Source organism: Pandoraea faecigallinarum, assembly GCF_001029105.3.
Taxonomy (GTDB): domain Bacteria; phylum Pseudomonadota; class Gammaproteobacteria; order Burkholderiales; family Burkholderiaceae; genus Pandoraea; species Pandoraea faecigallinarum.
The window spans coordinates 4,706,117-4,722,236 of the sequence record NZ_CP011807.3 but is presented as its reverse complement, the minus strand read 5'-3'; the positions used below and the strand labels follow the sequence as shown (position 1 = coordinate 4,722,236).

Annotated in this window: 12 protein-coding genes; 7 read left to right on the top strand and 5 right to left on the bottom strand. The window is 62.3% G+C overall.

Annotated elements, in window-relative coordinates:
- Positions 1 to 1,034 precede the first annotated feature (1,034 nt).
- From tnpC to AB870_RS20715, 4 genes are all read right to left on the bottom strand, one after another.
- On the bottom strand, positions 1,035 to 2,642 hold the full coding sequence (tnpC, locus tag AB870_RS20730; protein WP_047905284.1) for an IS66 family transposase: 1,608 nt from the start codon (positions 2,640 to 2,642) through the stop codon (positions 1,035 to 1,037).
- Positions 2,643 to 2,710: 68 nt separating this feature from the next.
- Complete coding sequence (tnpB, locus tag AB870_RS20725) at positions 2,711 to 3,061, bottom strand: IS66 family insertion sequence element accessory protein TnpB (RefSeq protein WP_047905283.1); 351 nt, start codon at positions 3,059 to 3,061, stop codon at positions 2,711 to 2,713.
- Positions 3,042 to 3,518, bottom strand: coding sequence for an IS66-like element accessory protein TnpA (gene tnpA / locus AB870_RS20720; RefSeq protein ID WP_047905282.1), 477 nt, complete (start codon positions 3,516 to 3,518; stop codon positions 3,042 to 3,044). The genes tnpB and tnpA overlap by 20 nt, the downstream gene beginning before the upstream one ends.
- 1,202 nt (positions 3,519 to 4,720) lie before the next feature.
- On the bottom strand, positions 4,721 to 5,593 hold the full coding sequence (locus AB870_RS20715) for a LysR family transcriptional regulator (protein ID WP_047906127.1): 873 nt from the start codon (positions 5,591 to 5,593) through the stop codon (positions 4,721 to 4,723).
- A gap of 406 nt (positions 5,594 to 5,999) precedes the next feature.
- Here AB870_RS20715 and AB870_RS20710 point away from each other — a divergent pair, with 406 nt between their 5' ends.
- From AB870_RS20710 to AB870_RS20680, 7 genes are all read left to right on the top strand, one after another.
- The gene (locus tag AB870_RS20710) at positions 6,000 to 7,325 is read left to right on the top strand and encodes an MFS transporter (protein ID WP_047906126.1); all 1,326 of its coding nucleotides are present in this window, start codon (positions 6,000 to 6,002) and stop codon (positions 7,323 to 7,325) included.
- 228 nt (positions 7,326 to 7,553) lie between these two features.
- The gene (locus tag AB870_RS20705) at positions 7,554 to 8,744 is read left to right on the top strand and encodes a M20 aminoacylase family protein (RefSeq protein ID WP_047906125.1); all 1,191 of its coding nucleotides are present in this window, start codon (positions 7,554 to 7,556) and stop codon (positions 8,742 to 8,744) included.
- A 6-nt stretch (positions 8,745 to 8,750) separates the two neighbouring features.
- A complete protein-coding gene (locus AB870_RS20700) occupies positions 8,751 to 9,872 on the top strand; it encodes a M14 family metallopeptidase (protein WP_047906124.1) in 1,122 nt (373 codons plus the stop codon).
- Positions 9,873 to 9,942: 70 nt separating this feature from the next.
- Positions 9,943 to 10,797: a MurR/RpiR family transcriptional regulator gene (locus AB870_RS20695; protein ID WP_047906123.1), complete on the top strand. Its 855-nt coding sequence runs from the start codon at positions 9,943 to 9,945 to the stop codon at positions 10,795 to 10,797.
- 232 nt (positions 10,798 to 11,029) lie between these two features.
- Positions 11,030 to 12,490, top strand: coding sequence for an MFS transporter (locus tag AB870_RS20690; RefSeq protein WP_047906122.1), 1,461 nt, complete (start codon positions 11,030 to 11,032; stop codon positions 12,488 to 12,490).
- A 32-nt stretch (positions 12,491 to 12,522) separates the two neighbouring features.
- On the top strand, positions 12,523 to 13,209 hold the full coding sequence (locus AB870_RS20685) for an aspartate/glutamate racemase family protein (RefSeq protein ID WP_047906121.1): 687 nt from the start codon (positions 12,523 to 12,525) through the stop codon (positions 13,207 to 13,209).
- Positions 13,210 to 13,372: 163 nt separating this feature from the next.
- A complete protein-coding gene (locus AB870_RS20680; protein WP_047906120.1) occupies positions 13,373 to 14,731 on the top strand; it encodes an MFS transporter in 1,359 nt (452 codons plus the stop codon).
- Between the two features lie 125 nt (positions 14,732 to 14,856).
- On the opposite strand, the gene yiaY is transcribed toward AB870_RS20680, so the two are convergent.
- On the bottom strand, positions 14,857 to 16,005 hold the full coding sequence (gene yiaY, locus AB870_RS20675) for an L-threonine dehydrogenase (RefSeq protein WP_047908503.1): 1,149 nt from the start codon (positions 16,003 to 16,005) through the stop codon (positions 14,857 to 14,859).
- Positions 16,006 to 16,120 lie beyond the last annotated feature (115 nt).

The window sequence follows — 16,120 nt, the reverse complement described above, 5'->3', positions numbered from 1 at the left end:
CTGCCAAGTCGATGTGCTCAGTTCGCTTTGACACGTGATCTGTTCGGATGTGATCGACCGCTTCTACATCCCTCAATAATCACTCTGCGCAATCGCCGAAGTAAGGTCCATCTTGCCGTGACGCGTCCGTTCCAGCAGTCCGATACTTCTGCTCGGTGACACCGGATAAGGGAGTACGTGCAGCGGGGTATTTATGCGGTCAAGCCGCGATTTTCAGCATAGGGACAACCGCAACCCTTAAATGTTGGCGCACTAATCTCGATCCGGGATAGACCTTTCCGCCTGAATTGCGTATTGCATTTCTGGGTTGACTGCAAATCAGTCGTTAGTCACTGACGGTCAAAGTCGTGGTAACGCCGTGTTTATTAAGGTATTCCAATGAAGATAAGGTCAAGAGCCCAAGTCCTGAAAATGGTCTTTGCGTTAGCGGAAGACTCTCACGCTCAAAGTCAGCCGGATGAGCGAGGTAAGAAAAGCGGGATTGATTTCGAAGCGCGAGTGGGTTCGATCTCCCCGGGGCAGGCCATAAGAACCTTGCTTCGGATCGCGGAGCGGAGCGAAAGCCATGTTGAACTCCGTTTTGGTGACGAAGTGCTTACTAGCTCGCAAGTTCTCAGGCGCTTTGGTGATATGCGTCCATGGGGAGAGTTGGTGTCACAACAGTTTGTATTTCAATATGGGGTCGCGGCATCCTTCGGACACTGCTTCATACAAGTGGAAGAGCGTTACCCGGGAGTGGCACGAGAATGGGAGGAATGGCTTGGCTCGTTCACGGCAAGAAAGGGGTTCGTACAAGCATGGGTGTCTGATTCGGAGTACAACCGGTGGCAGAACGTGACGGACCCATACGAGTATGAACTTGCCGGACGCGATTGTTCGAACCTTCGAAAGAGGTCAAACGGTTTGCCTCCACCTCTTGAAATGGAAATTGTTGATGTCTCCATCAACCCTGGGCGTTGGGTGCTTCGCAGTGGCTACGTCGAAGCCATAGGGTCCAGGATGGTAAGCGCGAATTAACCCACACCGCCGAGTGATCAGACCGAAGCGGAAGCGCCATGCGACTTGGCGAAGTTGAACGGCAAGAGATCGCTGATATCGGCATTGGTCGCGCGCTGCGGCAGCTCGGTGAGCACATGTAGCAGATACGCATACGGCTCGACACCGCAGGCACGACACGTCAGCATCAAGCTGTAGACGATCGCGCTGGCCTTGGCTCCGGCGACGGTATCGCTGAACAGCCAGGCCTTGCGTCCCGTGGTAAACGGCCGGATATCCCGCTCGATCACGTTGTTGTCAATCGGCGCGTCACCGTCCTCGACATAGCGTCGCAGATAATCCCATTGGTTCCGCGCATAGCTGATCGCCTTGCCGGTCAGACTTTCCGGCAGAACTTGCGGAGCCTGTTCATCGAGCCAGACGCCGAATGCATCGAGCAACGGCACACTGTGTGCCTGGCGCAATCGGTACGTATAGCCCGTCCGGGTTTCTCCCTCAGGTAGCACGCCACGCGCGAGCGTTTCGACCTGGTACAGCGATTTAAAGAATTCCAGCGCTTGGCGCGCACGACCGTCCGGTTTCTTGTGCGCCTTGTACGCCTCGTCGAACGCCCGGCGCGCATGGGCCATGCAACCGAGCTGCGTCACGCTGCCGAGCGTGCGCCATGCGCTATAACCATCGGTCATCAGCGTGCCGGCATAGCCCTTCAGGAAGGCTTGCGGATACTGCTGGCCTCGCCCAGGCTGATACTCGAACAGCACCACCGGCTCGGCGCAGGTTTCGGCGCTGCGGTAGACCCACATGTAGGACTGGCTCTGCGCGTTCTTGCCCGCCTCCTTGAGCACCTGCACGGTGGTCTCGTCGCCATGGATCAGCGATTGCGAGAGCAGTGTGCCGCGTAAGGTGTCGTACAGCCGGGACAGATGCAGTTCGGCGGGGCGGATGACCCAGTGAGCGAGCGTGCCGCGGCTGATCTCGATGTTCGAGCGGCCCAGTGCCTCGGTCATGCGGTACAGCGGCGTGCCGTCCGCGTACTTGGCTGTCATTACCGTGGCGATCATCGCCGGACTCGCGTTGCTGCCCGGCAGCGGTTGCGCCGGCATGGGCGCAATCACGATGGGCGTCTGCTCGGCGTGCCGCTCGCAATGGCGACATGCATACTTGAAGCGCACATGCTGCAATACCGAAGCCTTGACCTCGATATGCAGTTGCTCGCAGGTCTGTTCGCCCATCCGATGTAGCGCATGTTGGCAGCACGGGCAAACCTTCTGGTCATCCGGCAGATCGTATTCGATGCGCGTGCGCGGCAGGTCGGCCGGCAGAGCCTTGCGGCCTCGTTTGCCAGGGCGGGGTGCGTCGCTGGCCGGTAGCGCGGTATCGGGCAACGCGAATACGCCGTCCGGACCATCCTCGACGGGCTCGGCGACTGCCGCCTGTTCCGCTTCATCGAACACGCGATCCTTGAGCTTCTCGCTGCTGGGGGCAAAGCGCTTGAGCTGTGCGAGGCGGAACAACTCCTCGAGCTGTTCGACGCGTTGGGCCAACTGCTGGTTGCTCGCCTTTAGTTCGCGGTTGTTCGCTTCGAGCTGGCGGATATAGGCCAATACTTCGGGCGGCAGATCGGCGGTAGCGTCTTGGGCTGACATGACGCTCACGATAGCGAAATGCCAGCGCCCATGGGTTTACCGAATTTGTAACAGACGAGGCATCCGCCTCAACCCGCGTGTCGATACTGCCGTGCAGGGTGCCGGCGTACCGCTTCGATATCAATCCCTTCAAGTAGCCAGTGCAGTTGCTCGGTGGTGAGCTCCATGACAGCCTGCGGTCGGCGCGGCCAGACGAAACGGTCTTCTTCGAGCCGCTTCATCAACAGCCAGAAACCATTGCCACCCCAGCCGAGTAGCTTGATGCGATCCCGGCGCCGATTGCTGAACGCGTAGAGCGCCGAGCCAAACGGGTCCATCCCGTCTGCCTCGACCAGGCCCGCTAGGCCGTTGATTGACTTTCGGAAGTCAATGGCATCACGATGAAGGTAGACCGTAAGCTTAGCGTCGAGCTCGAACATCGCAACGCCCCAGGCTCTCAATCATGGCCGACAACAGCGGCCCATCGTGTTCGGTGCAGTCCAGACGCAGTGTGACCCCGTTGGGCATCTCGACGGTCAACTGTGCGCGCATCGGCGTGCACGGCGACAGGGGTGTCGATGCTGAAGCAGGTACGTTGGCCGGCGCTAAGCCGTGGGGGATCTCGACGACGGGGATAAAGCTTGATGGGGTGGTCGGCACCGGCGCGATTCGCTGGCCTGACAGGCCGACCCGCCCGCCACGTTCCTGATACAGCCGGATCCATCGCCGCAGCTGGTTCGCGTTCACGCCGGCCTTGAGTGCCAGCCCCGCCACCGACACGCCGCGTTGCAGGCTGGCTTCGATCAGGCGCCGCTTCGACTCCGCATCGTAGCGCCGCTTGCCGTTGCGACCGACGCAGGTGACGGTCAGGGTGAGGTCTGAATTGAGATCTGTCATGGGCTGTGTCCACAATTATTTCTGCGGACACAGCTTGCCCGGACCGTCTGCTAAATACTACGTGCGGAGAAATTCGCGCTTACCCAGGATGTGGTTGAGCGATCTATTCTGGGAGCGTGTGGGGCCGGAGCGAAAACTGCAATTCCAAGAACTCTATCGAAATTGGATTCGACCTCTAGAACATGGAATCTTGGCGCTGACATTGCCAGACAACGATTTCAGTTCTGAGACGTCGGCTAAAAAGCAGGATTTGCTTCGGAGCGCTTTGTACGGCGTGAATTGAACTCGCCCGAAAACGCGTATCAGCGCGTTTGAAGATGAGCGGACATAGCGATTCCGTCGATCCTCACGGGCGCCGTGGGCCAGCAAAACGGCCCGAGCTATGTGGTGGGCGGATTGGGCGCGACGCTCGATCCGGTTTCTCCGCAGGTGCTGATCTCCAACTTGCCCGCGTCGCTGCAACCAGTCGCGACGACGTTCTATTTTCCGGGAGTGCCTGACTCAACGTCATTTCGAACACTCCCCCGGAATTGAGTTCAGAATGGTGGCCTAGATGCCACACAAAGATATTTAATCCCGCAACTGGACCATCGAAGGCAACGAAGTGAACATTCAAACGGATAGCGTCGCTATCAAAGTAGCGTATCTGGCGATGTATGAATTCTTGGTCGAGCTATATGAAAGAACCCAATCTGACGAACTCGGTTCATTACTAGGTGATCTTAGTCTGCTCGCAGATGGGACAACCGCTGATCCCGCTGCATGGGGCGATTGGCTAAGGTGTATCGAGAAAGCACGAGGTGGCGGGGTGGACGCACGCCTTGTATTGGATCCTCCTCATTAGCTCGACGATTCAACGGGGGGCGTTGGCTGCGAGCGGTACTAATGATTTCGGCGCGGCATTGGCGTTTTAGATTGAGGTATTTCGCTCGTTCCTCAGCGGAAGCGGATTTCCTAGCTTCTTATATTGGAGAACTGCGCCGGGATTTTAGGGGAAACCGGCAGTGATCGAATCCCTCAGGGCCCATTTTTTGCGGTGAGTACTCGTCATGAAGAGCCGCTGACGACCAAACTCCCTCGATCATTTCCCCTGATTCCGGTAGATGCCCCCTCTCAGGTAAGGGCGCAGCGGCAGGCCGCTCGTTTGGTCTCACGCAAATTGGTCTCGTGAGGAGCGGCGATATCACCAGAGCCCGTTGTCCTCACCCCTGCGCCATCACCTGCTGCGCAATCGTCGCGGTAATCCCCATCTTGTCGTGACGTGTCCGTTCCAGCAGTCCGATACTCCGTTGCTCAGTCACACCGGGCAATGGGATCACCCGCAACGCGTCTTCATGTGCCCACGTTGCGCTTCTGAGCATCGGAACAACCGCAATCCCTACACGTTGGCGCACCAACGCCACGATTCCTTCAATCGACGTCAATTCCAGAAAGTCGCTGACTTTCACGTGCTGACGTCGCACCGCGCGATCAATCAGCGTCCCGGTGCGTTGTGTCCGGTCGAAACGCAAAAACCGCTCCGTCTCCAGTAACTTCGTCACCGGCGCCGACTTCAACGCCGACGACGCCAACAGCACCAACGGCTCCCGATACAGCGGCGTCCATCGCACCCCTGCCGGACGCCTGCCCGACGGTTCCACCAACACCGCGCAATCGATTTCACCAGCATCCAGTTTCGCCGTCAGTTCGATCGAGCGCGCCGTCTGAATCAATATCTCCAGATGCGGCTGTGCCTGCTTGATCTGCGACACCGCGCGCGCCAGCGCGCTCACTGCCGACTCCACCGCGCCAATCGTCACCGGACCGGCCGTCGATTCGATGCCTGCGGCCAGCATCCGCATCGTCTGATACTGCGCCAGCAGTTGCTCCGCATGCGGCAGCAGCACGCGTCCCATCGCGTTGAGTGCGACCGAACGTCCTACGCGATCGAATAGCGGGTGGCCGAACTCCTCTTCCAACGCCCGCATTTGCATGCTCACCGCCGACTGCGTCATGGCGAGATGTTCGGCAGCCGAAGCGAACGAACCGTACCTCGCCACTGTCGCGAATGTCTTCATGAATCGCAAATTGCTCATAGCACGCTCGCCAATAGTGGCCGAAACAATAGTGGCCGAAATTCACCGGAACCCTGGGGTGTCTGCGCAGCAGGACCGGCAATTGGACCGACAGAAGATCCGCGCGACCGACACGGTATTGCAAAGGAGTACGCCGGACATCCGCAAGACGCCCACACACCGACCCCACCGCCCACACACCACGCACAACCCGCTCCGAAGCCGTCTCACAGGCACGCCGCAAGACCATCAAGCTCTCCCGTCCCCCTTACGATTCGTCCCGAAATCCGCCCTTGAATTCATCAAAAAATTTGCGATGACAGACCACAAATTCTAGCTTTTATTGATTTTTTGGCACAAGCAGAATGAGGCGATGCGAGTGCGGTCGGCTTGCCACGAAAACACTTCATAGAAGAGGAGTATCCCCATGGAAGTTTCGGTTGGGCGCGACAGCGCCGCAAACTCCGCGGTTTCCGAACGATCCGGGAAACGCATCGACGTCGGCATCATCGCGGTGTCCACCATCGGCAATGCGCTCGAATGGTTCGACTTCACCGTGTTCACGTTCTTCGCCGCCAACATCGCGCGTCAGTTCTTCCCCAGCGATAACCCGACCGCCGCATTGCTCGCCGCATGGACGACCTTCGGTGTCGGCTTTCTCACGCGTCCGCTCGGTGGCATCGTCCTCGGCGCCTACGCCGACAAACACGGCCGCAAATCCGCATTGCTGCTGACCATCTCCGTCATGGCGGCCGGTGTCGCGGTCATCGCCTTCGCGCCCACCTACGCTCAGATCGGCATGGCCGCCCCCGTGCTCATGCTCATCGGCCGCTTCCTTCAGGGATTTTCCGCCGGCGGCGAAGTCGGCAGCGCCACCGCATTCCTCGTCGAGCACGCACCGGTCGAGCGGCGTGGTGTGTACGGCAGCTTTCAGATGATTGCGCAGGCCTGCAGCATGCTGCTCGGCGCCATCGTGTCGGTCGGCATCACGCAAGCGCTGACACCGGAACAGATCGACGCGTTCGGCTGGCGCATCCCGTTCGTCATCGGTCTGCTCATCGTGCCGGTCGGTCTGTATGTGCGCTCGCGCCTGGACGAGTCGCCCGTCTTCAGGGACGCCCGCAACAAGCCCGCCGAAAAGCGCTCGCCGTTCCTCGAATCGATTACCGTGCACTGGCGTCAGGTCGTCGCCGGCTTCGGTCTCACGGTCTACGGCACTATCGGCACGTACATCTTCTACTACTACATGCCGAGCTACGCGACGAAGTCGCTCGGCATTCCGTTCAAGAGCAGTGTGATCGCCTCGCTGTGCGCTGCCGTCGCGTATATCGTGGGGACGTTCGCCTCGGGCCGCATCTCGGACGCCATCGGCCGCAAGAAGCCGATGGCCGCTTCGGCGCTCATCAGCCTGATCGTCGCGTATCCGCTGTTCCTCGCCGTCAGCCACGTGCCGACGCTGCCCATGCTGATCCTCGTGCAATGCTGCCTGATGCTCTCGCTCGGCCTCTTTCAAGGCTCGTACTGCGCATTCGTGTGCGAACTCTTTCCGTCGCGGGTGCGTGCGACGTCGATGGCCATTGGCTATAACTTCGCCGTGATGATCTTCGGCGGCTTCGCCGGTGCCATCGCCACGCTGCCCATCGGATGGACGGGCGACAAGCTCGCCGTCGTGTATTACGGCCTGTTCGGTGCCGCTGTGGGGCTTGTCACGATCCTGCTGCTCAAGGACCGCTCGCGTCAGCCGCTGCTCTGAACGAGGCTTTGCACAACGTATCGCACAACGTATCGCACAACGCATCCCATACGGCGCACCACGTTCAACACATCGAATCAACGCATCGTTCATCAGGGCCGCCGGCGGATCTCGCCGGCGCGTCCGCCGAATTCCCCCCCCAACCTGCCCCTTGTCCAATGGTGCGACCTGCCGACGCAGCCCGGTCGACGGCAAACCATCCGGGGCATCCATCGAGAGACGACTCCTATGTCCATCATTCCCGAAATCGCTGAGCGCTCGACCGAACTGCAAGCCATCCGGCGCGACATTCACGCACATCCGGAATTGCGCTATGAAGAAGCGCGTACGTCCGATATCGTGGCGAAACTACTCGAATCGTGGGGTATCGAAGTGACCCGCGGATTGGGTAAGACGGGTGTCGTCGGCGTATTGCGCAACGGCACGGGCAAGAAGGTCATCGGCCTGCGTGCGGATATGGACGCCTTGCCCATTCAGGAACTCAACACGTTCGCGCACGCGTCGACCTACGCCGGAAAGATGCACGCCTGCGGGCATGACGGCCACACCGCCATGCTGCTCGGCGCCGCGCAGCATCTCGCCGAACATCGCACGTTCGACGGCACTATCGTATTCATCTTCCAGCCAGCGGAGGAGGGCGGTGGCGGCGCGAAAGCCATGCTCGAAGACGGCCTGTTCGAGAAATTCCCGGTCGATGCCGTGTTCGCCCTGCACAACTGGCCGGGCCTCGCGGCGGGCAGCTTCGGTGCGCGCGTCGGCGCCACGCAGGCGTCGAGCAACGAGTTCCGCATCGTCGTCAAAGGCACGGGCGCACACGCGGCCATGCCGCACGACGGCATCGATCCGGTGCTGACGGCCATGCAGATCGGCACCGGCCTGCAAAGCATCATGACGCGCAACAAGCGCCCCATCGACGCCGCCGTGCTCTCCATCACGCAGATGCAGGCGGGCGAGGCGATCAACGTCATTCCGAACACGGCCACGCTCGCCGGCACGGTGCGCACCTTCTCCCTCGAAGTCCTCGATCTGATCGAGACGCGCATGCGCGAATTCTGCGAATCGACCGCCGCGGCCTACGGCTGCACCGTCGAGTTCTCGTTCTTGCGCAACTATCCGCCGACAGTCAATACCGCCGCCGAGACGCAGTTCGCCGTCAACGTCATGAAGGAAATTGTGGGGCGCGAGCACGTCGTCGATCCGATCGATCCGACAATGGGCGCCGAGGACTTTTCGTTCTTCCTGCTGGAGCGTCCCGGCTGCTATGCGTATATCGGCAACGGCACGGGCGAGCATCGGGCGCACGGCCACGGGCTCGGTCCGTGCATGCTGCACAACACGAGCTACGACTTCAACGACGATGTGCTGACACTCGGCGCCACGTACTGGGTGCGTCTGACCGAAGCCTTCCTGACGGAGTGACGCGAGATGGCCGCCAATCCCCTGTCACCGCCGTCGCTATTTTCCGACAGCTATCTGCAAGCCCGACAACGCTTTGCCGCGGCCGCCCAACGGGCGAACGTGGAGGTAACGAGCCACGTCGTCCCCGGTATCGCCGGACGTGAAGGCGAGACCCTGGCGACCGACGTCGTGCGACTGGGCTCGCCGCAGGCGCGACGGCTGCTCATCCTGACCTCGGGCACGCACGGTGTCGAGGGATTCTGCGGGAGCGCGGCGCAAATCGCACTGCTCGGCGACGCAGGATTGAAGGCGCGTCTCGATGCCACGGACGTGGCCGTCCTCGTCGTTCACGCCATCAATCCGTATGGTTTCTCGTGGTTGTCGCGCACGAACGAGGATAACGTCGACCTGAACCGCAACAGCATCGACTTCACGCAACCGCTTCCGGTCAACAAGGACTATGCCGAGCTGCACCGGTTGCTTGTGCCTGCGACTTGGCCGCCGTCTGACGACAATGTGCGCGCCATCGCCGACTACATCGCGACACATGGCGAGGCGGCCTACCAGCATGCCTTGACCATCGGGCAGTATGCTTTCGCCGACGGACTCTTCTATGGCGGGACAGCGCCGGTATGGAGCACGCGTCTGATCCGCACGCTGATCGAGACGCACGCCGCGCATTGCGACGCCATCGGCTGGATCGACTTCCACACGGGGCTTGGCCCGCCGGGACATGGCGAGAAGATCTGCGTGGGTGCGCTCGACGCGGCCGAGTTGGCCCGCGCGCGCGAGTGGTGGGGCGCGGATCTCGCCAGTCCCGTCGACGCAACGACGGTGGCGTCCAACGTCGGCGGTCCGTTGCTCGACACGCTGCGCACCACACGCCCCGATGCGCAGGTGACGGCGATCGCCATCGAGTACGGCACCGTCGCACTCATCGACATGCTGCACATGTTGCGTGCAGACGCGTGGCTGAGGCAGCACCCGGACGCACCCGACGCGCAGGCGTGGTCGATTCGCCGCGCGGTGAAAAGCGCGTTCTGCTTCGACGACCCGGTATGGCAGGGCCAGATTCTGGGGCAGGCCCGCGTGGCGATCTTGCAGGCGGTGGTGGGACTGGGGCGCTCGCGGACCGACGTTGCCGCGTGAGTTCGCGATTCACCCGGATTCGGGTGACAATAGCCGGTCGCAATCGCTTGCCACCACCACGCAAACGCTCATGGCATCTCACGTGAAGAAGTCGTTCGTCGGACGTATCCGGGACCAGTTGGATCAGCTCTCGCCCTCAGAACGGCGGCTGGCGGAATTCGCGCTGGATCTGCCCGGCGATCTCGCGGGGTACTCCGCGTCGGAGCTTGCCGCGCTTGCGCAGGTCTCGAATGCCACCGTCACGCGCTTCGTGCGGCGTCTGGGATACGAGTCGTTCGACGAGGCGCGCAAGCATGTGCGCTCGGAGCAACGTGCCGGTTCGCCGCTCGCGATGGCGGCGACCTCATCCGCACCGGACACCGTGGCCGACGACCTCGTCGGCGTGCAGCGTCAGCAGAGCCTCGCGAACATCGACGCGACGTACCGCCGTCTCTCGTCTACTGAAATCGAACAGATCGCCGCCGCCGTGCTTGCCGCACGCAAGGTATGGCTCGTCGGTTTCCGCTCAAGCCTGCCGTTGGCGATGTATCTGCGCTGGCAGTTGCTCCAGATCGTTCCCAGTGCACAGGTGATTCCGGGCGCAGGCGAGACGTTGGGCGAACATCTCGCGGGCATCGGTGCCGACGACATGGTCATTGTCTTCGCGCTGCGGCGTCGCGTGCGTCAAATGCCGATGATCGTGGCGCAACTCGCGAAGGCCTGTCCGAATCTCGTCTACATCACCGAGCGCAACGCGTCCGCGAAGACGCCCGCCAGGTGGTGGTTGCAATGCGACGTTCAGGGACCGGGCGTGCTCGACAACCACACCGCCGTGGCCGGCCTGTGCCATCTCATCGTCACGCAGGTGATGACGCTTGCGGGCAATCCGGGGCGTCGTCATCTCGGTCTCGTCGAAGCATTCCACGACGCTCTCGACGAGATTTAACCCCTCCTCCGCTCCCCAGCCGCTCCTCCGTCTTCATTGCGCTGTCTCGATTGCTCCGTGTCATTGGCATCGCCGGGCAAGGACGTCGCACGTCCGCTTCGTCGGGTGAAACCCTGATATGAAAAATAATTTTCAAAAACAAATAATTTGAAAAAATATTAACCGAACAGGTTCATCAGAGGGCGAGGCAATCGGTCGCGAAGGCGCCAGATACGGCGCAGGGAGTTTTACGATGGGCGCAGAAGTGGTCGTATCCTCGTCGGAACCCAGGTTGCAGCAGCTCGAACGGGCGCTGGACGACATTGGGGTGACGCCGTCACACAAGAAGATCCTCGCACTGATCCTGTTCGGGGTTTTGTTCGACGTCTTCGAGCAAAACGCCGTCGGTTTGGTCGGGCCGTTGCTGCGCGAGTCCTGGGGTATCTCGGCCGCGCAGATCGGCTTTCTCAACACGCTGACGTTCGGCGCGGCAGCGTTCGGCCGGCTCGGGTCCGGCTACATCGCCGACCGCTACGGACGTCGCACGATGCTGAGCATCAATCTCATGCTCTTCACGCTGGGCGCGCTGATCTGCGCCTTGGCCGCCAACTACACCATGCTCGCCGCCGGACGCTTCATCGTCGGCTTCGGACTGGGCGGCGAGATCTCGATTGCCGTGACGATGCTCGCGGAGTTCTGCTCGTCGCGCTTTCGTGGCGTGGCGGTCGGGGCCATCAACGTCGCGGGCGGCGGGCTGGGCAACATGCTCGCCCCGGCGTTCGGGCTGGCCGTCTTCGCGCTCTTTCCCGGCCCCGATAGCTGGCGCTGGCTGTTCGGATGTCTGGTGCTGCCCGCGTTCTTTGTGCTGCTGTATCGACGATTCATTCCGGAGACGCCGCGCTTCCTGCTCTCCAAAGGGCGGGTGGAAGAGGCCAACCGCGTGCTCAATATTCTCGCGTCGGGCAGGCTCGGCAAGGCCGCTGGCGGCGCGGGAAAGCGCTATCTGAGCGAAGCCGTGGACGGTGCGTACCGGGCTGAGAGGGTGCGCCTGCGCGAAGTGTTCGTCGGGCCGTTGGCGCGTCGCACCGCTGCAGTGGGCATCGCTGTGTGCATGACCTACGGTGCGCAAATCTCCGTGCTCACGCTGATGCCGACGATCCTCATGGCGCAGGGCTACACGCTGAGCAAAAGCTTCCTGTTCACCATCGTGATGCAGTCGGGCAGCCTGCTCGGGGCAATCACGGCGTCCTACTTCGGCTTCCGCTTTCCCCGCAAACGTGTGCTGACGCTCGGTGCCATTGCCGCCTGCGTGATCGGCCTGTGCTTTGGCTTTCTCTCGAAGTCGCAGCCGCTGATTCTCGCGTTCGGCGCAGCGTTCCAGTTCTGTGTGCTGCTGCTCAACACGTCCCTCTGGATTTACGCGCCGGAACTCTATCCGACACGGGTTCGCGCATTCGGCACGGCCTTCATCCTGGCGCTGGGCACGCTGGCCGGCGCCGCCATGCCGCTGGTCGCCGGCCGCGTCTTCGATCAGTACGGCATTGGCGGCATGTTCGCGATGATGGCTGCGATGTACGCCGTATTCGCCATTGCGCTGACCTTCGCTCCCGAGACGTTCGGCAAGCCGATCGATGGCCCGGCCGCATCCGGCGACGCCGGTGCCCATGCCACGGCACGCGCATCGGCGGATGCAACGGCGTCCTCCGCTTCCTGACTTCCGACATTTTCCGGCTCGCCGAGAATTTCATGACTCGTATCCTGCTCCTCAACCCGAATACGTCGACGGCGACGACGCAAATGATGGTCGACATCGCCCGAGCCTGTTTCGCCGGCGTGACGACGTCGCCACCGGCCGTCGTCGGCGTGACGGTGTCGCGCGGCGCACCGATGATCGTCGATGAGCAAGACCTCGCGGTGGCGGCGAACGCCGTGAACGACCCGCAAATCGTGGCGCTGGCGGCGCAAGCGGACGGCGTGATCGTCGGCGCCTTCGGTGATCCGGGCATCGATGCGCTGCGTGCGCGTCTGAACGTGCCGGTCGTGGGGATCGGCGCGACTTCCGTACGTGAGGCGGGGGCGGGCGGCCGACGGTTTGGCATCGCCACGACCACGCCTTTGCTGGCCAACTCGATCGTCGCGAACGTGCGCGCGCTCGGCCTCGGCGCGAATTTCACCGGTGCGCGTTTCACGACGGGCGATCCGCTTGCGCTGGGCGATGTGCCGTCGCAGTTGGAAAGCCGGCTTGCGGGTGCCGTCGAGGCGTGCATTCGAGACGACGGTGCGCAGGCCGTGGTGATCGGCGGCGGACCGCTGGGAGAGGCGGCGCAGGCGCTGTGCGAGCGCTTCTCGATTCCCGTGATCGGTCCGGTGCCCGCGGCGTGCCGCGCGCTGCTTCAGGCGATGGGGCCCGGCGGTCTCGGCGAAGCCGCCTGAGGCCGCCAGAAGCCACCTGAGGCCGCCAGAAGCCGCTGCGTGCCCGAGCCGGCTCGCCGCCCCACCAACGTGAACATCGACATCGAATTCAGAACAACGCACGCGGGTTTGCGACACCTTGTGATAACGCGTGCCGACCCACGCCACTCCGGGAGGAGTTGAAATGAACCAGCAGCCATCATCACTCGCAGCCGACGCGAGCCACACGTTCGCGAATCCGTCGCAGCGAACGCTCGACCCGATCTACCGGAAGATCATGTGGCGGATCATCCCGTTCATCTTCGTGTTGTGGATGCTCGCGTGGATCGATCGTGTCAACGTCGGCTTCGCGAAGCTGCAAATGCAGCAGGATCTCGGCTTCAGCGAGACGGTATACGGCATTGGCGCGGGTATCTTCTTTCTCGGCTATTTCTTTCTGGAGATCCCCAGCAACTGGCTGCTGTTGCGCATCGGCGCGCGACGCACGCTCGCGCGCATCACGTTGGGCTGGGGAACGATCTGCGTGCTGATGATGTTCACGCACTCGCCCGCCTATTTCTATGCGATGCGCTTCCTGCTGGGCGCGTTCGAAGCGGGCTTTCAGCCCGGCGTGCTGCTTTACCTGACGTTCTGGTTCCCGGCGCATCGGCGCGCGAAGGCGTTTGCATGGTTCATCTCCGCGTCCGCGGTGTCGTCGGTCGTGGGCGCACCGCTCGCTGGCGCGATTCTCAATGGCATGCACGGTGTGAACGGCTGGGCGGGATGGCAATGGCTGTTCCTGCTCGAAGGCGTGCCGACGGTACTCGCGGGTGTACTGGCGGTGTGGTTCCTCGTCGACAAGCCGGAGCAGGCGAGTTGGTTGTCCGAACAGGAGAAGCGTCTGCTGCAAGCCGATCTGGAGGTCGACCGCAAGCACGCGGGCAAGCGCGAGCACAGCTTCATGCTGGCGGTGCGCAGCCCGAAGCTCTGGCTGCTCACCGGTATCTATTTCGGTATCGTGGCCGCGAACGCCACGCTCTCGTTCTTTGCGCCGACCATCGTTCGGGCGTTGGGGCCGAGCAATCCGCTGCACATCGGATTGCTCGTGGGTGTGATGTACGTGTTCGGCGCAATCTTCCAGATCGCCATCGGATACAGCGCGGACAAGCGACGCGAAGCGCGCATGCATTGCGCCATTCCGGTCTTCGTCGGGGCGTGCGGTTTGGCGGGTGTCGGGGTATTCGCCGGCAGCAACGGTGTGGCGGCGTTCCTGTGTCTGGTGATCGCCGTGTCGGGCACGATGGGTGCGATTCCCGTGTTCTGGCAGTTGCCCAACGCTTATCTGGCGGGCGGTGCCGCGGCGATGGGGGTGGCGTTCATCAATTCCGTTGCGAATCTGGCAGGGTTCGGCTCGCCGTACCTGCTTGGCATCGTCAAGGACGCAACGGGCAGTTTCAACGGCGGCCTCTGGGTCGTGGCGGCGCTCGAAGCCCTCGTCGCCGTGCTGATCTGGTGGCGGATGCGCCGCAGGGAGGCGCTGTCGGGCGCCACGGCAACGGCGTGATTCGACACGCGCGCCTTTAACACTGCCGGGAACGCATGTGCGACGAGTGTCGGCGAGCGGCGTCGTTCAAGCGGCCCGCCGACATGTAAAAAATGTGTCGCCCGCCACGAGAAGACGCCGTCCCATCAAAACGCCCGACGGAAGATCTCTTCGATTTCCCGTTGTTCGGCACGGCGCGGATTCGTGAAGCCGCACGCATCCTGCATGGCGTTGGCCGCGAGCGTGGGCACGTCGGCTTCTTTGGCCCCCAGCTCGGCCAGTCCCGACGGAATGCCGATGTCCTTCGACAAGCGACGGATCGCGGCAATCGCGGCCTTTGCGCCTTCCTCGTCGCTCAACCCCTCGACCTTCTCGCCCATCGCCTGCGCGATGTCTTTCAGACGTGCGGCGCTCGTACTCGCGTTGAACTCTTCGACGTGCGGCAGCAGGACCGCGTTGCACACGCCGTGCGGCAAATCGTAGAACCCGCCGAGCTGATGTGCCATTGCGTGCACGTAGCCCAGCGACGCGTTGTTGAACGCCATGCCCGCCAGGAATTGCGCGTACGCCATGTTCTCGCGCGCCGTCATGTCGTCACCATGCGAGACCGCGCGACGCAGGTTCCCGGAGATCAGGGTGATGGCCTTGAGCGCGCACGCGTCGGTGATCGGCGTGGCCGCGGTCGAGACGTAGGCTTCGGTGGCGTGCGTCAACGCGTCCATGCCGGTCGCCGCGGTCAAGCCCTTCGGCATTGCCGCCATCAGCGCGGGATCGTTGACCGACAGCAACGGCGTGACGTTGCGGTCGACAATGGCCATCTTCACATGCCGCTTCTCGTCCGTAATGATGCAAAAGCGCGTCATCTCGCTCGCGGTGCCCGCTGTCGTGTTGATCGCGACGAGCGGCAATTGCGGCTTCTTCGACTGATCGACGCCCTCGTAATCCGAAATGTGGCCGCCGTTGGTCGCACATAGGGCGATGCCCTTTGCGCAGTCGTGCGGCGACCCGCCACCTAGCGAAATCACGAAGTCGCACTGATTCTGCCGGAGGATCGCAAGACCCGCTTCGACGTTGGCGACCGTCGGGTTCGGTTTCGCGCCGTCGAACAACACCGACTGGATGTCCTGCCGCGCGAGCAGCTCGGCGACTTTTCCGGCGACACCGGCCTTTGCGAGTCCGGCGTCGGTCACGATCAGGGCGCGCCGGAAATGGTATTGGCGCAGGGCGGCGATCGCTTCGTCAAGGCTGCCCACGCCCATCATGTTGACGCTGGGAATGAAGAATGTCGTGCTCATGGTCATGCTCCTTATCCGTTCTGTGAGCGATGCACCGCGCGCGCTGCGGCGCGCCGGCGGTGCCCGGAATCATTGTTCGCATGCATTGAAGACAGCATCGCACCCGGCGTGCGAT